Consider the following 18,681-nt stretch of genomic DNA (forward strand, 5'->3'; position numbering starts at 1 on the left):
ATGTCTCCTTACCTGCGATCAATCGGGATGGTTTGCACGACGACATCGGGAACCGAGCGCCGTAGATCAATGTGCAACAACCCGTGTTCAAGGGCGGCGCGCGCCACCTCGACCCCCTCGGCCAGCACGAAAGAGCGTTGAAACGCCCGCGCCGCAATCCCGCGGTGCAGGAACATTCGTTCGCCGTCCTCTTCTGCCTGACGGCCACGGATCACCAATTGGCGGTTTTCCACGGTGATATTCAGATCGTCGTCACGAAACCCCGCAACGGCAAGGGTGATGCGATACTCGTTTTCCGAGACCGCCTCAATATTGAATGGGGGATACCCCTCGGCAGCGGTTTTGGCGGTCCGTTCGACCAACCGTTCCAGCTGCTCAAACCCCAACAGATGGGGATGGGCCCCAAAGCTCAGTTTTGTCATCGACATGTCCTTTACAAAGCGACAGTTCGGTAAAACAGGCCCTGATATCAGGCACCTGACACATTTATAATATGGGATGCTTCACCCCCTGCTGCAAGAGGGGCTGTTTCGCGGATTTGACCACAGTTTTCGTACACTTGGCCGAATTGTGCGTTATAGTGAAATACACAGAAAATAACGACTCAGCGAAAAGCTTGCAATGAACGCCTCAACCCAACTTGAACATACTGAAATGCTGCAAATCCGGCTTGCCGTTTTGCAACGCGAGCATCGCGAACTGGACCTTGTCATTCAGGCAGAAGAGGCCGGCGTAAACCCCGACCAGCTTTTGCTGCGGCGGCACAAACGGCAAAAGCTGGCCCTGAAAGAACAGATCGTAAAAATCGAAGACGAGCTGATCCCCGATATTATTGCGTGATCCGTTTCGGCGGCTTTTCCCGAAACCAGGCAGGCTGTTGTGTCTTGCCCTTGGGGCTGTCGCTTGTATAGTCGCGCCTTGTTTTAACAGGGGGCAGCATGACCGTTGAGGTGGGAATCATCATGGGAAGCCAGTCAGACTGGCCAACGATGAAAGAAGCGGCAGAGATGCTTGATGCGCTTGGCGTGCCTTATGAGGCCAAGATCGTTTCGGCCCATCGCACCCCAGACAGGCTTTGGACCTATGGCAAGACGGCGGTAGATCGCGGGCTGAAGGTGATTATCGCTGGCGCCGGCGGGGCCGCACATTTGCCCGGTATGATGGCCTCCAAGACCCGCGTGCCGGTGATCGGCGTGCCGGTCCAGACCCGCGCCCTTTCGGGCGTCGACAGCCTCTATTCCATTTTGCAGATGCCGCGCGGGTTTCCGGTGGCGACCATGGCAATCGGGGCTGCGGGTGCGGCCAATGCGGGGCTGATGGCGGCAGGGATTCTGGCGCTGAATGATCCCGCCCTTGCCGCGCGGCTTGAAACATGGCGCGACGCCCTTTCCGCCTCTATCCCCGAGGAGCCTGTCGATGACTGATCCCCTTCCGTTTGGCACGACAATCGGCATTCTAGGCGGCGGGCAGCTTGGCCGGATGCTCTCGGTCGCGGCGGCGCGGCTTGGGTATAAAACCCATATCTTTGAACCCGGCGCGGCCCCGCCCGCCGCCGAGGTGGCGCACCGTCTGACAACCGCCGCCTATAATGATGTGGCCGCCCTGACCGCCTTTGCGGCTTCGGTGGACGTCATCACCTATGAGTTTGAGAATATCCCCACCGAAGCGCTTGACCTGCTAGAAGCTTTGCGCCCGATCCGTCCCGGCCGTCGCGCACTGGCCATCAGTCAGGACCGGATCGCGGAAAAGGATTTCCTGACGGGTTTGGGCCTGTCGGTGGCCCCCTATGCGCGCGTCACCTCGCGTGCGGATCTGGATGCGGCCCTGGCCGATATCGGCGCGCCTGCAATTCTGAAAACCACGCGGCTTGGCTATGACGGCAAGGGGCAGGCACGGATCATGGAGGCGGGCGATGCCGCCGAGGCCCTTGAGGCAATGAACGGGGCCGAGGCCGTGCTCGAAGGCTTTATCGACTTCAGCCATGAGGTGTCCGTGATCGCCGCGCGCGGGCTTGACGGGTCGGTTGCGGCCTATGATCCGGGTGAGAATGTCCATCATGCGGGCATTCTGCACAGCACCACCGTTCCCGCCAAGCTTTCGCCCAACCAGCGCAGCGATGCCGTGTTGCTGGCCGCCCGCATCCTGAACGCGCTGGATTATGTCGGCGTGTTGGGGGTAGAGCTTTTCGTGACACCAAAAGGCCTGATCGTGAACGAGATCGCGCCACGTGTGCATAATTCGGGGCATTGGACCCAGAACGGCTGTGCGGTCGATCAGTTCGAACAGCATATCCGCGCGGTGGCGGGATTGCCGCTTGGCGACGGGTCACGCTTTGCCGATGTGACGATGGAGAACCTGATCGGGGATGATATCGACCGCATCCCCGCGATTCTGGCCGAACGCAACGCGGCCCTGCATATGTATGGCAAGCCGGAGGCCCGCCCCGGCCGCAAGATGGGTCATGTCAACCGCATCACACGCGGGATCGCCTAGGGCCTAGCGCACCAGCAATTCCAAAGGGTCATAGATCATCGCGCCGCCCCATGCCGCCTCGGACAGGCTGTCGGGCTTGGCGCGGATCTGCTGCATTTCTTCGCGGCTGAAAAAGCGTCGCTTGGTCACCACCCCTTCGGGGTCACACCAGTTCTCATCCAGATTGCCCGCCGTAATCGTACAGCGGAAATAGAAATCCACCTGATGGAACCGGTTTTGCGGGGCGTGGAATTCATTCACCATCACCGGCGCCCCGACCGCGACGGTCAGTCCGGTTTCCTCATAAACCTCACGGATCAGATTATCCGGCAGGCTGGAGCCGACCTCCACCCCGCCGCCCGGCGCGCACCATAGATCGGATTTCGCACCGCGATATGCATTCACCAAAAGCAGCCGATCCTGATGCAGGATAAGCGCACGAACAGCCAGACGGGGAGAGCGTGGTTTCATGGCGTCATGTTCGCAAGATGCTGTGGATTTGTCCAGAATGAACCACGATGGATGTGCAATTTGCAAAGCACGCAAAAAGGGTTAACCGTCAACGGGGGTGCACATCCTGACATGCAAACTGTCCCAGTGCTTTCGCAGCCCCGTCGATAAGCGCGCTCAGGGCCGCGATACGGGCAAAACTGGCCCGCCCCCGACGGGATATAAGCCACAGGTCGAGAAATCGTGGTTTTGGCAGTTGGATAATCGCCAGATCCTGCTTGGCGACAAAGGCATCTATGCCCGATTTTGGCAGGATGGTATAGCCAAGCCCAAGCGCAACAGGGATGGGGATCTGACCGATCTGGTTGACAAATGTCCGCACCTTCAAACGATCAGACCCTTTGTAATCCTTGGGGAAATTCAATGAGAAAAGATCATCCGCATAGGCATATCCATCAGGATGCGCAACAAAGCCAAGCGCGTCCAGATCCTGAAAATCAAGGCCCCCTGCCCGACAGGATCGCGGCACGACAAGGCACAGCTCTTCACGCCCGATCTTGACTGCATCCAGTCTGGGGTTTTCGACCTGTTCAGATGTGACCCCCAAATCAAGGTCCCCCGCCAGCACGGCGCTTACGACACTGGTCTGCGGGGCAGCTGTGAGGCGGATCACCAGCTCTGGTGCGCGCTGCATACGCTCCAGCAGATATGGGTAGAGCCAAACCGCAAAGCTGCCCGAACAACCGATGCCGATGTCGCCAATGTTTGGATCATCAGTCTGGATGGTCTCAAACAGGTCTTGCTCTTGCCTCCGCCGCGCGGCGCCAAGGGCCAGAACGGCCTCACCAGCGGGCGTAAGGGTAAAACTCTTGCCGTCCATCACAATCAGCGCCTTGCCAACCTGTGCCTCCAGCTTGCGCAGATGCTGCGACACACCCGGTTGGGTCATTCCCAAAAGCGCGGCGGTTCGCGTGAAATGACCGACCTCACAAAGCGCCGTAAAGGTCTCCAGCCATGTGGCATTTAGCATCTTGATGTCAAAACCTTATCATTATCATACATAATGATAATTTTTAAGATGCGTTCCGTCCAGCTATATCTGTTTCAACACCCTTGAAAGGAAATATCATGACACCCACGCCGCGCAGTTTTTCGCACATTGGCCTTTCCGTCCCGGATCTGGAAAAAGCAATTGCATTCTACCAAGAGGTTCTGGGCTTTTATGTCATCATGGAACCTACCGAAATTATCGAAGACGACAGCGATATCGGCCAGATGTGTAGTGACGTCTTCGGCACTGGCTGGGGACGTTTGCGTATAGCACATCTTGCGACAGCCGACCGGATCGGGTTCGAATTGTTTGAATTTGAAGGCCATGAAGCGCCGAAGAACAACCTCAATTACAGGCAACACGGCATGTTCCATTTTGCCATTCAGGACCCGAACCTTGAGGAGCTGCTGGCACGGATCGTCGCGGCAGGTGGCAAACAGCGCATGCCGGTCCGCGCGTATTTCCCGAACGAAAAACCATACCGCATGGTCTATGTCGAAGACCCCTTCGGGATCATATTTGAGCTTTATAGCCACAGCTACGAGCTGACATATTCAAAAGGGGCCTATGCCTGACCAAGCTGCCCGGTTTCGGTTTCCAGAGCTTTTCTGGAATGACCTGCCCTTCAGCCATGGCGAGAGTCATAGGGTATGAGGGGCGGCTCAGGCATCACTCAACGCTGCGCCGCATGATTGTGCTTGCCCGCCAAATCTTGAGACCCTTGCGCTTGCGGCACCACGGCTGCGCAAGCAAGACGGTTGGACATTTATAGTTAAAGTTGAGTATAAGCCAAGAAACCATAGGGCCTCTCTATCAATGCTGACACTGCGCCAATTACGATTTCTGACGGCTGTCTCTGAGACCCTGAATTTTTCGCGCGCGGCCGAACTTTGCTTCGTTACCCAGCCGACCCTCAGCGCAGGGATCAAGGAACTCGAAGAGCGTTTGGGCGTCCAGTTGATAGAGCGGACCCGCCGCAGCGTCATGCTGACCCCCTTGGGCAAAGACATCACCGCGCGCGCCAAACGACTGTTGCTGGAAGCGGCCGAGATCGAAGCCCTCGCACGAGCACATCAAAACCCGTTTCAGGGCGATCTCAAGCTTGGTTCTATCCCGACGATCGGCCCTTATCTTTTGCCGCGCGCGTTGCCCCTGATCCGCGAAGCATTTCCCGATCTGCGCGTCTATCTGCGCGAAGAGATGACAGAGAGCCTGATCGACGGGCTGAATGCCGGGCGGCTTGACCTTATCCTGATCGCGCTGCCGTTTGAAACCGGTGCCTTGGAAATCCTGCCGTTGTTTGAGGACGGGTATCAACTGGCCGCACCAGCTGACTGGCCTGAACCCCATGACAGCATGACATTGGCACAGACTGGCCAGCTCATGTTGTTGGAAAAGGGTCATTGCCTTCAGCGTCATGCCCTGGAGGCCTATCCAGGCCGGATTGTCGCCGACGAAGACAGCTTTGCCGCGACCAGCCTTCCAACATTGATCGCAATGGTCGCAGAGGGATTGGGCGTCACCCTTTTGCCCAACCTCGCCATAACCGCAGGCGTCGCAACAAACAGCGAGGTGCGGCTGACGGATCTTCCCGATGCCTGTCCGCGACGTGTGGTTCTTGCATGGCGTCCCGGTTCAGCACGGGCACAGCTGTTTGGCGAACTTGGCAAGTTGTTACGCCAAAAGGTCGCCATATGACGACAGCATAAGACGAAACAGATCGCCAAACAGAAAAAGGGCGCCCGTAAAGACCAGCCCCATACCCTAAATATTGAAGCTTGCGACCGCATCATCGCAAGCTTCTGTCGTTTCTGGTCGTTCAACAATATACCTCCCAAGACTGTGGCACGAGGAGCGGGCATGCAGGCGAAGAAAAAGATGCTGCCGAGAAAGGCGGAGCGGGCTATCAATGACACGTTTGAGATGCATGATGGCTGGCTTTTGAACTTCAGCGACGCGACGATGGAGCACTGGTTTGAAGAAGAGTTCAATCTCGATCTCAACCAGAAAAAGTATCATCGCATTGGAGCATCAAAGGCAAAACGATTCCGCGAGTCCGTTTTGCTGGGGAACCCCCACCAAGTTGCTCGCGTGCTCCGATCCCTCTGGCAGTATCGTCTCGAAGAAGCGAGCTTCAAAAGAAGCGATGCGGCGGAAGAAGGCTGTATTCAGAAGAATCTATTCGACTTCATTGGTGAGCTTGAGGGCGACACCCGCGTCGCTGGGACCGATGTCATTGAGGTGTTTCAGAAATGCGAAACGCTTGCCGAACTCGTTGACGCCATTCGTAGGGATCTTGATGCTGGTCGACCATCGGCGGGCTTGGATCGCCTGGCGCCGGAAGGCCGTGGAGACTTGATCTTCGTTCGCTGCGAGGGCCTGCGCTTCCGGCTGGGCCAGTTGATCGTCAGCGCCTGGCTGTCGGTGGCAAAGCGCGAGCCCATCTCCTCGAAGTCGATCCGGGGAAAATTTCTCACGGCGGACCACGAAGCTCCTGACCTTATCGTGGTAGAAACCTATCCGCCGATAGATGTCGCGGTAGGACAACCCGGAGATCTTCGTGGTCTTGGCGAGCGACAGGTCGTTGCACAGCATATCAAATACCAAGCGGTTCATGTCCGACCGCTTGTGTCGCCGGGCCGACTTGCCGGTCGAGAAGGTCTTCGCACAGCCCATGCACCGCCACCGCGGATCGTTGCCCTTGGTCTTGCCGAAGCGCTGGTAGATATCCGGATGCTCGCTGACGGGGAGATACTGGTTCGCACAGCCGACGGCGGTGTGGCAGGCCGGTGCGCACGGGTCAATGGTGTGCAGGCGGCGCATCCGCTTGTGCTCCTTAACGACCGCCCAGTTGTTCTTTACCCGAGAGGTTATGCCGCAAGTGGAACACTTGTAGAACTTTTTGTGCTCGCCACCCGGAACTGCACCGCGTGGCACGCCGGCCAGCGCAAGGGGAGAGCCATTCGGCCGCTTGAACGGATCGGGCAGCACTCCTTATTGGGCGCACGCCGGAGTGTGACAAAAGTTCAGATCGACACCCGCCACAGGCGCAGGCAATCTTCGGACCACTGCCCCCGGAGATATCTTCGAGACGCTCGACACCTTTTTTTCCCATTCGGATTTCAGTCAAGCGTGGTGTCAAAAAGAAAGTTGGCCGCAATGCGGCCAACCGAAGTATTTTTCAACATTTAGCGTCAGGGGCTGGCCCGTAAAGAGCGCCCTTTCCCACATAGCACAACGCCAATGGGCGTGGCTTACATCATGCCGCCCATACCGCCCATGCCACCCATATCGGGCATACCGCCGCCGCCAGCGCCTTTTGGCTCTGGCTTGTCGGCAATCATGGCCTCGGTGGTGATCAGCAAGGATGCAACGGATGCTGCGTCCTGCAAAGCGTGACGCACAACCTTGGCCGGATCGATAACGCCGAATTTGAACATGTCGCCATATTCATCGGTCTGCGCGTTATAGCCGAACTTCGCATCGGTGGATTCGCGGACTTTGCCAGCCACAACAGAGCCATCAACACCGGCGTTCTGAGCGATCTGGCGCAGAGGTGCCTCAAGCGCCTTGCGAACGATCGCGATGCCGTTGGTCTGGTCAGAGTTGTCACCTTCCAGCCCAACCAGCACTTTGCCAGCCTGAACCAGTGCAACACCACCGCCAACAACAACACCTTCCTGCACGGCCGCACGGGTCGCATTCAGGGCATCATCAACGCGGTCTTTGCGCTCTTTCACTTCGATTTCGGACATGCCGCCAACGCGGATCACAGCAACACCGCCAGCCAGTTTGGCCACACGCTCTTGCAGTTTTTCTTTGTCATAATCGGAAGTGGTTTCTTCGATCTGGTTACGGATCTGGGCAACGCGTGCTTCGATCTCGGCCTTCTCGCCGCCACCGTCAACGATAGTGGTCGCGTCTTTGGTGATGGTGACTTTCTTGGCTTTGCCAAGCATGTCCATACCAACGTTTTCCAGCTTCATGCCCAAATCATCAGAGATGACCTGACCACCGGTCAGGATCGCGATGTCTTGCAGCATGGCTTTACGACGATCGCCAAAGCCAGGCGCCTTCACAGCAGCGATTTTCAGACCACCGCGCAGCTTGTTCACAACCAAGGTTGCAAGGGCTTCACCCTCAACATCCTCAGAGATGATCAGCAATGGTTTTTGCGACTGGATAACCTGCTCCAGCAAAGGCACCATAGGCTGCAGGCTCGAGAGTTTTTTCTCGTGCAACAGGATCATCACGTCTTCCAGCTCGGCAACCATTTTGTCAGGGTTGGTGACAAAATAGGGCGAGAGGTATCCGCGGTCGAACTGCATGCCTTCGACGACTTCGGTTTCTGTTTCCAGACCCTTGTTTTCCTCGACGGTGATCACGCCTTCGTTGCCGACTTTTTGCATCGCATCAGCGATCTGACGACCGATTTCAGCTTCGCCGTTGGCCGAGATGGTGCCGACTTGCGCAACTTCTGCGGAATCGGAGACCGGACGTGCAGCAGCTTTGATCGCTTCGACCACTTTCGCAGTTGCAAGGTCGATCCCGCGCTTGAGGTCCATCGGGTTCATGCCGGCGGCAACCGATTTCAGGCCTTCGCGGATGATCGCCTGGGCCAGAACGGTTGCAGTAGTGGTGCCGTCGCCTGCTTCGTCATTGGTGCGCGAAGCGACTTCTTTGACCATCTGCGCGCCCATGTTTTCAAAGCGGTCAGACAGTTCGATTTCCTTAGCAACCGACACACCGTCTTTGGTGATGCGTGGTGCGCCGAAGGATTTTTCGATCACAACGTTGCGGCCTTTCGGGCCAAGCGTGACCTTAACAGCATCCGCAAGGATGTTTACGCCGCGCAACATCCGGTCACGGGCATCGGTATCAAATTTGACGTCCTTAGCAGCCATTTTGCTTGCTCCAGTTTGTCTTGAATTTCAGTTAAAAGCGATTGGTTCATCAGGGGTCGCGCGGGAAAATCCCTGTGCTACCTCAGCTGATGATCCCCATGATATCGCCTTCTTTCATGATCAGCAGATCCTGACCTTCGAGGGTTACCTCGGTGCCGGACCATTTGCCAAAGAGCACACGATCACCAACCTTTACGGAAGGCTGGATCAGCTCACCGCTATCTTTGCGCGCGCCTTCACCTACGGCGATCACTTCACCTTCGGCGGGCTTTTCTTTTGCAGTGTCGGGGATGATAAGACCGCCCTTGGTCTTGTCTTCGCCTTCAATGCGGCGGACCAGTACACGGTCATGCAGCGGGTTAAATGCCATCTGAGAACACTCCCTTTGGTTCCAGGTTAATTTCGATTAGCACTCAGCAACCCCGAGTGCTAACGATCTGTACCTAGGCAATGCACAAGGGCCTGTCAAGAAGCCCCCACAGCAGAATTTTCCAGATATTTTTGCGCGGCCTGTCCCACCCCCATCAGGTCTGCTTGCCCTACCCGCCTGTCTCGTGGCACGATCTGGATATGTCCCAAACCCGAGGCCTTGCAACCATGTGTATTCGCCCCTTTATACTGGCCCTCATCAGCCTTTTTGTCCTAACCACCGCCCATGCCCAATGTCTCGGTGAAAACCTGATCGCGGCACTGTCCAAGGATGAAAAAGCGGCGCTTTACACCTCTACCCATGCCGAGCCCTTTGCCACCGGCAACTTCTGGCTGGCCACGCGCGGGGAGCAGACCGTTTATATTGCAGGCACCTTCCACCTCGACGATCCCCGCCATGATGCGGTGATGTCTGTGCTGGCCCCCCATCTGGCACAGTCCAAGACCCTGATGACCGAGGCCGGCCCCGAAGAAGAGGCCGCCCTTCAAGCCCATCTTGCAAGCGACCCCTCAGCCATGATGGACCCCGCCGGATCCGGCCTTGCCACCGCCCTGCCCCCACAAGAATGGGAGGCGCTGACAGCCGCCCTGTTGCGACGCGGAATCCCCTCCTCTATCGCGCAAACGCTACGGCCTTGGTTTGTGTCGATGATGCTGTCCATACCGCCTTGCGCGTTGCAAATGGCCGCGACAGGGCAAGGGCTGGACAAACGCCTGATCGCCGCCGCCCAAGCGCAAAGCATCCCCGTCAAGGCGCTGGAACCCTTTGATACCATATTGACGCTCTTTGATGGCATGACAGCAGAGGAGCAGACCACGATGATCCGCAACAACCTGCAAGTGGAACCTCAGGCCGAGGACTTCCTGGCCACAACGGCCGATTCCTATTTCGACGGCGAGGGTCGGCTGATCTGGGAGTTCTCGCGTCACATCGCCCTTGGCCTGCCAGGGGCCACACCTGCGCAAACCGAGGCCGATTTCGCCAAGGCCGAGGCCGCCCTGATGACGGATCGCAACCGCGCATGGATCCCGCGCATCCTTGGGGCCCTGCAAGACGGCCCAGTCTTTGCCGCCTTTGGCGCGCTGCATCTTTCGGGCGAGGCCGGCGTTCTCGCGCTGCTTGATGCTGAAGGATTCACGCTGGAGCCGCTCTGAATGCGCGGCAAACCGCCTTGCGCCGCGTGACAACGCCGCAGCCCACCCCTATAAGACAGCAAACGAACAACCCACAGGTTTTATCATGACGACTCTCGTTTTCGGCCACAAATCCCCCGATACAGACAGCACCGGCTCCCCCATCATCTGGGCATGGTATCTGACAGAGGTTCTGGGCCGCCCGGCCAAGCCTGTGCTGTTGGGCGAACCCAATACCGAAGCCGCCTTCATGCTGACCCATTGGGATCTGCCCAAGCCCGAGATCATTGCCGATGTCAGCGCCGAGGATACCTGTGTCGTCGTCGACACCAACAACCCTGCCGAGCTGCCCCCCTCGATCAATGACGCCAATGTGGTGGGCATCATCGACCACCACATGCTTGTCGGCGGCATCAAGACCAAATCCCCGATCGAGATCACCATTCGCCCGCTGGCCTGCACCGCAACCATCATGCATGACCTGATGGGCGATGACCTTGCCCGCGCACCCAAAGCCATCAAGGGCGCGATGCTGTCGTGCATCCTCTCTGACACGCTGGAATTCCGCAGCCCGACCACCACCCCGCATGACCGTTTTGTCGCGGAAAAGCTGGCAGCCGATCTGGGCCTTACCATTGCCGATCACGCCGAACAGCTTTTCGCCGCGAAATCCGACGTCTCGGCCTTTACGGATGCGGAACTCTTGCGGATGGACAGCAAGGAATACAACGTGGCGGGCAAGGATCTGCGCGTCTCGGTACTGGAAACCACCGCGCCCGCCGTGGTGCTGGACCGCAAGGACAGCCTGATGGCCGCCATGCCGGGCGTTGCCACCGAGGACGGCGCCGATCAAGTCTTGCTGTTTGTGGTCGACATCCTGAACGAAGAGGCCACTTTGCTGGTCCCCAATGATCTGGTCAAACAGATGGCCGAGGCCTCTTTTGGCGTCACGGTTACCGGCGACACGGTCGTTCTGCCCGGTGTGATGAGCCGCAAGAAACAGATCATCCCTGCCCTTAAACTCTAAGCGAAAGCACAGCCCCATGACCCAGATTATCACCAGTTTTGCTGAAATCGCGCCACGGTATCGCGCGCTGTTTTGTGATCTTTGGGGCTGTGTCCATGACGGCAAAAAGCCATTCCCCGGTGCGATCGCGGCCCTGCAGGCCTTTCGCGCGCAAGGGGGCGTTGTGGTGCTGATATCCAACGCGCCCCGCCCAAAGCCCGCTGTGCTTGAACAGCTGGACCGAATCGGGGTGCCGCATGACGCCTATGACGAGGTGATAACCTCGGGCGATGCCACGCAATACGCGTTTTTGTCGGGCGCCGTGGGCCATAAGGTCCATCACATCGGCCCGATGCCCAAGGATCAACCGTTCTTTGATGAGTTCGCCGATCCGACATTGGCCGCGCTGGCCGCAAAAAGCCCGGTGGAGCTTGTGCCGCTGGATCAGGCCGAGGGCATCCTTTGCACCGGCCCCAATGATGATATGAACGACACCCCTGCCGATTACCGTGCGGCGTTTTTGCTGGCCAAAACCAAGGGGCTGGTGATGCTTTGCGCCAATCCTGATCTGGTGGTGGATTTCGGTGACAAGCGGATTTACTGCGCCGGCGCGCTTGCCGCCCTTTATGAAGAAATGGGCGGTGAGGCGCTTTATTTCGGCAAACCGCACCCGCCGATCTATGATCTGGCACGGCGGCGGCTGTCCGATCTGGCGGGGGATCTGCCCAATGATGCGATTTTGTGCATCGGCGATGGCATTGACACCGATGTGCTTGGCGCCATGCAAGAAGGGCTCGACAGCCTGTTTTTGACCGAGGGGCTAAACGCAGGCCAGTTCGGCCCTGCCGATGCTCTGGAGGCCGAAACTTTGCACGGCTGGCTGGCTGATGGTGCCCGCAATCCGACCTATGTCATGGGGATGTTGCGTTGATCGGGAGGGTAACAATATTGCACAAAACCATAAAATTTCGCAAATAAGTTACCAAAGAGATTGCGCTGCATCGCAGCATTTGCTATATCCATCCCTGAACCAAGGTGGGGGATAGGATGATGCTGGATAACCAACCACGCGGCACAATTTGCATCGAGGATATCGAAATCGGTATGTCCCGCGATTTGTGGAAAACCATCACCGACCGCGATATCGAACTGTTTGCCGAGGTTTCTACCGACCGTAACCCTGTGCATCTTGATGATGATTACGCCCAAGACACGATTTTTGAGGGCCGCATCGCCCATGGCATGCTGACGGCGGGGCTGATCTCGGCGGTCATTGGGGAACAGCTCCCCGGTCACGGCTCCGTCTATATGGGACAAAGCCTGAAGTTCATGGCCCCTGTGCGCCCCGGCGACCGGGTCCACGCCATTGTCACAGTGACCGCAATCGATAACGCACGTCGCCGCGTTACCCTTGAAACCCGTTGCTCGGTGGGCGATACCGTGGTTTTAAAGGGCGAAGCGCTGGTTCTTGCGCCAAGCCGGAAATTCGACTGACAGCGGGCTGCGGCCCATAGGGGCGTGCATGCAGATTTATCAGCACTGGCAAGGGGTTGTGCCGGCGCATCGTGGTGCCTCGGTCGCCATGGGCAATTTTGACGGCGTCCACCTTGGCCATCAGCATGTGATAAACCTTGCCGCGGCCCATGGCCCCCTTGGCGTCATCACGTTTGAGCCGCACCCCCGCAGCTTTTTCGCCCCTGATGCCGCCCCGTTCCGGTTGATGAATGCCGAGGCTCGCGCCAATCGACTGTCCAAACTGGGCGTCCAGACGTTGTTTGAGCTGCCCTTCAATGCCACCCTTGCAGGACTTTCACCCAAAGCTTTTGTCGCCGATGTTCTGGCCGATGGCTTGGGGGTTTCGCATGTCACTGTGGGGGCCGATTTTTGTTTTGGTAAGGGGCGGTGCGGAACGGCAGCGGATTTGAAACAGCTTTGCGCGGATCACGGGATCACGGTGCATCTGGCCGATCTTGTTCAGGCCGATAACACCGATATTTCCTCGACCCGTATCCGCGAGGCCCTGACGCAGGGCGATACACGAACCGCCAAACAAATGCTCGGCCATTGGCACCGCATTGATGCCGAGGTAATCCACGGCGCCAAGCGCGGGCGTGAAATGGGCTATCCGACTGCCAATATGGAGGTGGCGGGCCTGCATCTTCCGCGCAGCGGGGTTTACGCGGTGCTGGCCGATGTTCTGACCGGACCACATAAGGGACACTACCACGGTGCGGCCAACCTTGGCACCCGCCCGATGTTCGGAGAAAACCATCCGAATCTGGAAACCTACCTCTTTGATTTCACAGGTGACCTATACGGTCAGCACCTCTCTATCGCCTTCTCGAATGGCTGCGGGGAGAGAAAAAATTTGACGGGCTGGATGCGCTTATCAGCCAAATGGACGCCGATTGCGCCCGCGCCCGCAAAATCCTAAAGGCGACAATATGACCGGAAAACTCCCCCCTATCGCGCCTGACGCCGGCCTGCGGCCCCGTTTTTGGGAAACCGTCCCGTTGAAAAAGATGTCGACGGCGGAATGGGAGGCGCTTTGTGACGGCTGTGGGAAATGTTGCCTTAACAAGATCGAATTTGAAGACACCGGAGAATTACTGTTCACCCGCGTTGCCTGCCGCTTGCTGGATGGCGACAGTTGCCGCTGCTCCAAATATGAAATCCGGCATCAGTTTGTCCCCGAATGTGTTTCGCTGACCCCGCAGAAACTGGGAAAGATCGCCTATTGGCTGCCGCGCACCTGCGCCTACCGTCGTCTTCACGAAGGAAAACCCCTAAAGGAGTGGCACCCGTTGATTTCGGGCGACCCCGAAAGCGTACATCATGCAGAAATCTCGGTGCGGGGCTGGACTGTGCCGGAAAATGAAGTCGCCGAAGAAGACTGGGAAGACTATTTGATCGAGGAGCAAAGCTGATGTTTTTTGCCTCGGATAATGCAGCCCCCTGCCCGCCCGCGATCATGGATGCGCTCAACCGCGTTAATGAGGGGTTCGCAAGTTCATACGGGGCCGACGCGCAGATGAAACAGCTGCGCGAAACCATTCGCACGCTGTTTGATGCCCCCGAGGCAGAGGTACATCTGGTCACCACAGGCACAGCCGCCAATGCGTTGTCGCTTGCACTTTACACGCCCCCTTACGGCGCGGTATTTTGCCACCGCCACGCCCATATCGCCGAGGATGAATGTGGCGCGCCGGAATTTTTCAGCGCCGGGGCCAAGTTGCAGTTGGTTGACGGGCCGGATGGCAAAATCTCGGTGAATGCGCTGGCCACCGCATTGAAAACTGCGGACCGGTCGGTCCATGCCGTCCAGCCCACATGCCTGAGCCTGACAAATCTGTCCGAGGCAGGCACCGCCTATACCGCGGCAGAGATTGCCGCCCTGGCAGAACTGGCGAAATCCCACGGGCTAGGTGTTCATCTGGATGGTGCGCGCTTTGCCAATGCGCTGGTCGCAACCGGGGCCAAGCCCGCCGATATGACATGGCGCGCAGGCGTTGATGTGCTGTCCTTGGGTGGTACCAAGAACGGGTTGATGGCGGCCGAAGCCGTTGTACTCTTTGAACCCGCAAAATCATGGGAGCTGGAGCTGCGCCGCAAACGCGCCGGACAGCTGACATCAAAGATGCGTTATATCGCGGTGCAGATGGAGGCATGGTTTGACGGTGGGCGCTGGCTTGAGATGGCCGCCCATGCCAATCTGATGGCGGCGCGTCTGGCAACAGGGCTTCGCTTGATCAAGGGCGCGGAATTGCTCTATCCCGTCGATGCGAATATCTTGTTTGCGCGCCTACCCGAAGCCGCCCACGCCCGCGCCAAGGCGTCAGGGGCGCATTACCATGAGATGACCGATGGCAGCTGTCGGCTTGTCTGTTCATGGTGCACCTCGACGGCCGATGTTGACGCTCTTTTGGCGGCTTTCAGGGGCTAAAGCGCCCCGGACAGGAACAGGTCCAGATCCTCCAGCCGGTCATGGCCCCAGAAGCGTTCTTCGCCCACCATATAAAAGGGAACACCGATCACCCCGCGCGCCACGGCCTCTTCCAGATTGGCGGCATAGGCCTCTGCCCCCGCCAAAAGACCACGATTGGCCAGATCGGGATCAAAACCCGCGGCTTCCAATGCCTCGCGGATTACGGCTTCATCCGCGATGTCACGATCCTCGGCCCAGCAAGCCCGCGCCAACCCATGCACCAGCGCGCCCATATCGCCGCCCCCCGCCATCTGCGCCGCAATCACCGCATAGGATGAGGGCGCGCGATTGGTCGGAAAGAAGGCCGGATGCGCCGACATCGGCATCCCCAGTTTACGCGCGCGTCGCTGCATATCCTGCGCGGCATAGGTGACGCGCGCAGGATGTACATTTTCAGGCCGTCCCATGCGGGCAAACAAGGCAGGCCCATCCAAGGGCTTATATATGATCTGGGCGCCATGTTTTGCCGCGATCTCCTCAAGGCGGGTGCCCGAAAGATAGACGAAGGGGGAAATCGTCGCAAAATAATAATCTATTTTAACCATTTCGTCGGTTCTCCGGTCCGCAAGGTTTGCAAGACCCTAGCCCAATGGTAAGCCGTGTCAACGCGTCCCGAATCCTGATAACATCGCCCAAAGGACCCTCTCATGGCCACCATGCATGAACCCAAACTCATCTCTGGCAATGCCAATATGCCGCTTGCCACCTCAATCGCCCGCCGTATGTCGCTGCACCGTGGCATGTCTGTCGGGTTGGTCGATGCCCGGGTCGAACGGTTCAACGACGGCGAAATCTTTGTCGAAGTGTTCGAAAACGTACGTGGCGAGGATATGTTCATCATCCAGCCGACCTCGAACCCTGCCAATGACAATCTGATGGAATTGCTGATCATGACGGATGCGCTGCGCCGGTCTTCGGCCTCGCGCATTACCGCTGTGATCCCCTATTTCGGCTATGCCCGCCAGGATCGCCGCACCAAGGCCCGTACTCCGATCTCTGCCAAGCTGGTTGCAAATATGATGGTAGAGGCCGGTATCGAGCGTGTCCTGACGCTTGATCTGCACGCGGCACAGATTCAGGGGTTCTTTGATATTCCTGTGGACAACCTCTATGCCTCGCCGATTTTTGCGCTGGATATCATGGCCCAGTTCAAGGGTTCTATGGCCGATATGATGGTGGTGTCGCCCGATGTTGGCGGCGTCGCACGCGCGCGTGAGCTGGCAAAACGGATCGAGGCCCCCTTGGCCATCGTCGATAAACGCAGGGAAAAACCTGGGGAGATTGCCGAAATGACCGTAATCGGCGATGTTTCCGGCAAAAAATGTATCATCGTGGATGACATGTGCGATACGGCCGGCACACTTTGCAAAGCGGCCGAGGTCCTGCTCGAAAATGGCGCATCCGAGGTTCACGCCTATATCACCCACGGTGTCATGTCTGGCCCGGCAGTAGAGCGCGTGACCAATTCAGTGATGAAATCTCTGGTGATTACCGATTCCATCGCCCCATCCGAAGCCGTACGCAATTGCCCCAATATCCGCATCCTGCCAACGGCGCCCATGTTTGCACAGGCTATTCTGAACATCTGGAACGGCACCTCGGTATCATCCCTGTTCGAAACCGAGACCCTTAGCCCGATCTATGAGGGCATGTACAATCGTGGCTAAGTAGCCCTTATGGCGGTGGGTTAATGCCCATCGCCACCGGCTAAGCTATCTCCCAATCATCATCCGTTGCGCGGCCGATTGCTGTCCAATCAGCGCGTAGGCGGGCGACACGCGACTTATGCTTTTGGTCCATGTTCCACATCGACAGACAAACCGGACCCGCTGATGGCTTTCGCGCGGTCCGTGCCCTGTCCACATTGCACCGCCATCAGAATACAGCAGGCAAGAGCCTCGCTGAATTCCCATTGTTTGCGCTGCAAATCGTTTCATCGCCCGAACATCCTGTTTTTATGCCTGAGGCCACTTATCAGGTGTTCCCCGCGCCGCCGGGGCCGCAAGAACCATATCGGTCCCAGGCCCCAGCTGCCAAAAGCTTTCGGTCCTGCCTAAACGCACACAAAAAAAGGCCCCGACAAAAAATCGGCGCCATTCCGAGTTGTAGGACATGCGCACTGCCAGTCTGCCCTATTCTTGTCTGATGTTTCCACCATCAGTGGCGGACTGCAGAGGAGCTTGAACTTCCTGCGGCGCGCGCTGCTTTGCGTCCGTCTGATTTCATCATTGGCCAGACCGGCTAATCCCAGAGGTGCGCGAGATCCTGACCCAAAAACGGACGAAATGACCGAACAAGGGAGAGAGCCTCGAAAACTTCACGCTCGCGCAAGTATACCCCAGCGTTTCGGGCGATACAAATCTCAACTGCTGCGGTGATCCCGACAGCGGGACCTACGGGATCGAATCGGGGCCCGCGAGGCACGCGTTCGTACGGCGTGGCGCAGCCGAGAGGCGGCTGAAGGCCGCCACGGCGAACCCTACGATCGCACGTGGGGTCGGTCACTACAAGATCGAGGGTGAAAGCAGCGACGAACCCTATCGAGGGACCGATGCGTTCGAATTTACAGGCGAGCCGCATGCCTACAATGAGCTACTCCCCATCGGCTGGACAGGATATGGCGTAAATTAAGCTACTCTCTGCTCCTGCTGATCGTGTTGTGTTCTGTCATTTCTCAGCCAATAGACCACGGCTGGTGGCCTGCCGCCAAGGGCTGAGTGTGGGCGTTGGTTGTTGTAAAAGGTCATCCATTTCCGGATGCCTGCCTTCGCTTCTGATCCGGTCTCCCAGGCATGCAGGTAGACGCACTCGTATTTCAGGGTTCGCCAGAGCCTCTCAATGAAGATGTTGTCTAGGTAGCGGCCCTTCCCATCCATTGAGATGCGCACGCCGGATCGGCGTAGCCGGTCAGTCCAGGCAAAGGACGTGAACTGAGATCCTTGATCGGTATTCATGATCTCGGGCGGGCCGAACTTGTGGATGGCCTCGTTCAGTGCCGCAACACAGAAGTCCGCCTCCAGCGTATTCGAGATGCGCCAAGCCAGCACCTTACGGGTGTGCCAATCCATAATGGCGGCCAGATACGAGGAACCCTCGGCGCATGGGCAGATAGGTAATATCCGAGCACCCACTGACCGGCAACACATGCTTGCATGTGTGAGCGGGGAACTTTGTTCGGACGCTCTACCCGCAGACCTCTCAGCAGGTAGGGATCCGTCTTGTGCCCTTTCGCATGCTTGCTGGTTTTGGG

At 57.9% G+C, this 18,681-nt stretch carries 19 protein-coding genes and 2 pseudogenes; 14 read left to right on the forward strand and 7 right to left on the reverse strand.

Annotated features, from left to right (window positions below; translation table 11 throughout):
* Positions 1 to 8: 8 nt before the first annotated feature.
* On the reverse strand, positions 9 to 422 hold the full coding sequence (locus AKU94_RS04975) for an Hsp20 family protein (RefSeq protein ID WP_050526226.1): 414 nt from the start codon (positions 420 to 422) through the stop codon (positions 9 to 11).
* A 199-nt stretch (positions 423 to 621) separates the two neighbouring features.
* Here AKU94_RS04975 and AKU94_RS04980 point away from each other — a divergent pair, with 199 nt between their 5' ends.
* The 3 genes from AKU94_RS04980 (at position 622) to AKU94_RS04990 (ending at position 2,493) form a co-directional block, all read left to right on the forward strand.
* Positions 622 to 840 (forward strand): YdcH family protein, encoded by a 219-nt coding sequence (locus AKU94_RS04980; protein WP_050526227.1) that lies wholly within the window; start codon positions 622 to 624, stop codon positions 838 to 840.
* Positions 841 to 938: 98 nt separating this feature from the next.
* Positions 939 to 1,424, forward strand: coding sequence for a 5-(carboxyamino)imidazole ribonucleotide mutase (gene purE / locus AKU94_RS04985; RefSeq protein WP_050526228.1), 486 nt, complete (start codon positions 939 to 941; stop codon positions 1,422 to 1,424).
* Positions 1,417 to 2,493 carry a 5-(carboxyamino)imidazole ribonucleotide synthase gene (locus AKU94_RS04990; RefSeq protein ID WP_050526229.1) on the forward strand — a complete coding sequence of 359 codons (1,077 nt, stop codon included), beginning with the start codon at positions 1,417 to 1,419 and terminating at the stop codon, positions 2,491 to 2,493. Before purE ends, AKU94_RS04990 begins: the two co-directional genes overlap by 8 nt.
* Before the next feature lie 3 nt (positions 2,494 to 2,496).
* Here the strand turns inward: AKU94_RS04990 and AKU94_RS04995 are convergent, their stop codons facing one another.
* Complete coding sequence (locus tag AKU94_RS04995) at positions 2,497 to 2,943, reverse strand: NUDIX domain-containing protein (protein ID WP_157056425.1); 447 nt, start codon at positions 2,941 to 2,943, stop codon at positions 2,497 to 2,499.
* Positions 2,944 to 3,031: 88 nt separating this feature from the next.
* Entirely contained in the window at positions 3,032 to 3,952 is a 921-nt protein-coding gene (locus tag AKU94_RS05000) for a LysR family transcriptional regulator (RefSeq protein WP_050526230.1), read from the reverse strand.
* 98 nt (positions 3,953 to 4,050) lie between these two features.
* Here AKU94_RS05000 and AKU94_RS05005 point away from each other — a divergent pair, with 98 nt between their 5' ends.
* The 3 genes from AKU94_RS05005 to AKU94_RS05015 all read left to right on the forward strand — a co-directional run bounded on the left by AKU94_RS05005 (position 4,051) and on the right by AKU94_RS05015 (position 7,165).
* Positions 4,051 to 4,548 carry a lactoylglutathione lyase family protein gene (locus AKU94_RS05005; protein ID WP_050526231.1) on the forward strand — a complete coding sequence of 166 codons (498 nt, stop codon included), beginning with the start codon at positions 4,051 to 4,053 and terminating at the stop codon, positions 4,546 to 4,548.
* Between the two features lie 241 nt (positions 4,549 to 4,789).
* Positions 4,790 to 5,671, forward strand: coding sequence for a LysR substrate-binding domain-containing protein (locus AKU94_RS05010; RefSeq protein ID WP_050526232.1), 882 nt, complete (start codon positions 4,790 to 4,792; stop codon positions 5,669 to 5,671).
* Positions 5,672 to 5,833: 162 nt separating this feature from the next.
* Positions 5,834 to 7,165 carry a hypothetical protein gene (locus AKU94_RS05015; RefSeq protein WP_050526233.1) on the forward strand — a complete coding sequence of 444 codons (1,332 nt, stop codon included), beginning with the start codon at positions 5,834 to 5,836 and terminating at the stop codon, positions 7,163 to 7,165.
* Positions 7,166 to 7,227: 62 nt separating this feature from the next.
* Here AKU94_RS05015 and groL read toward each other — a convergent pair whose 3' ends face one another.
* Together groL and AKU94_RS05025 are read right to left on the reverse strand one after the other, a co-directional pair.
* Positions 7,228 to 8,877, reverse strand: a complete 1,650-nt coding sequence (gene groL, locus AKU94_RS05020) for a chaperonin GroEL (RefSeq protein WP_050526234.1) — start codon at positions 8,875 to 8,877, stop codon at positions 7,228 to 7,230.
* Positions 8,878 to 8,959: 82 nt separating this feature from the next.
* The gene (locus AKU94_RS05025) at positions 8,960 to 9,247 is read right to left on the reverse strand and encodes a co-chaperone GroES (protein ID WP_050526235.1); all 288 of its coding nucleotides are present in this window, start codon (positions 9,245 to 9,247) and stop codon (positions 8,960 to 8,962) included.
* A 200-nt stretch (positions 9,248 to 9,447) separates the two neighbouring features.
* On the opposite strand from AKU94_RS05025, the gene AKU94_RS05030 reads away from it, so the two are divergent.
* The 7 genes and pseudogenes from AKU94_RS05030 to AKU94_RS05060 all read left to right on the forward strand — a co-directional run bounded on the left by AKU94_RS05030 (position 9,448) and on the right by AKU94_RS05060 (position 15,389).
* Positions 9,448 to 10,461: a TraB/GumN family protein gene (locus AKU94_RS05030; RefSeq protein WP_232295688.1), complete on the forward strand. Its 1,014-nt coding sequence runs from the start codon at positions 9,448 to 9,450 to the stop codon at positions 10,459 to 10,461.
* A gap of 85 nt (positions 10,462 to 10,546) precedes the next feature.
* Positions 10,547 to 11,467 carry a manganese-dependent inorganic pyrophosphatase gene (locus tag AKU94_RS05035; protein ID WP_050526247.1) on the forward strand — a complete coding sequence of 307 codons (921 nt, stop codon included), beginning with the start codon at positions 10,547 to 10,549 and terminating at the stop codon, positions 11,465 to 11,467.
* A 16-nt stretch (positions 11,468 to 11,483) separates the two neighbouring features.
* Positions 11,484 to 12,377, forward strand: a complete 894-nt coding sequence (locus tag AKU94_RS05040) for a TIGR01459 family HAD-type hydrolase (protein ID WP_050526237.1) — start codon at positions 11,484 to 11,486, stop codon at positions 12,375 to 12,377.
* A gap of 119 nt (positions 12,378 to 12,496) precedes the next feature.
* Positions 12,497 to 12,940 carry a MaoC family dehydratase gene (locus tag AKU94_RS05045; protein ID WP_050526248.1) on the forward strand — a complete coding sequence of 148 codons (444 nt, stop codon included), beginning with the start codon at positions 12,497 to 12,499 and terminating at the stop codon, positions 12,938 to 12,940.
* Between the two features lie 28 nt (positions 12,941 to 12,968).
* A pseudogene (locus AKU94_RS05050) lies at positions 12,969 to 13,894 on the forward strand (bifunctional riboflavin kinase/FAD synthetase).
* On the forward strand, positions 13,891 to 14,373 hold the full coding sequence (locus AKU94_RS05055) for a YcgN family cysteine cluster protein (protein WP_050526238.1): 483 nt from the start codon (positions 13,891 to 13,893) through the stop codon (positions 14,371 to 14,373). The pseudogene AKU94_RS05050 and the gene AKU94_RS05055 overlap by 4 nt, the downstream one beginning before the upstream one ends.
* Positions 14,373 to 15,389 (forward strand): threonine aldolase family protein, encoded by a 1,017-nt coding sequence (locus AKU94_RS05060; RefSeq protein ID WP_050526239.1) that lies wholly within the window; start codon positions 14,373 to 14,375, stop codon positions 15,387 to 15,389. The genes AKU94_RS05055 and AKU94_RS05060 overlap by 1 nt, the downstream gene beginning before the upstream one ends.
* On the opposite strand, the gene AKU94_RS05065 is transcribed toward AKU94_RS05060, so the two are convergent.
* Positions 15,386 to 15,976, reverse strand: coding sequence for a 2-hydroxychromene-2-carboxylate isomerase (locus AKU94_RS05065; RefSeq protein ID WP_050526240.1), 591 nt, complete (start codon positions 15,974 to 15,976; stop codon positions 15,386 to 15,388). The two genes, AKU94_RS05060 and AKU94_RS05065, sit on opposite strands and share 4 nt — an antisense overlap.
* A gap of 102 nt (positions 15,977 to 16,078) precedes the next feature.
* Between AKU94_RS05065 and AKU94_RS05070 the strand changes: the two genes are divergently transcribed.
* A complete protein-coding gene (locus AKU94_RS05070; RefSeq protein ID WP_050526241.1) occupies positions 16,079 to 17,098 on the forward strand; it encodes a ribose-phosphate pyrophosphokinase in 1,020 nt (339 codons plus the stop codon).
* 960 nt (positions 17,099 to 18,058) lie between these two features.
* Here the strand turns inward: AKU94_RS05070 and AKU94_RS05075 are convergent.
* Positions 18,059 to 18,681, reverse strand: a pseudogene (locus AKU94_RS05075) (IS3 family transposase); the annotation flags it as partial.

Source organism: Pseudorhodobacter aquimaris (assembly GCF_001202025.1).
Lineage (GTDB): Bacteria > Pseudomonadota > Alphaproteobacteria > Rhodobacterales > Rhodobacteraceae > Pseudorhodobacter > Pseudorhodobacter aquimaris.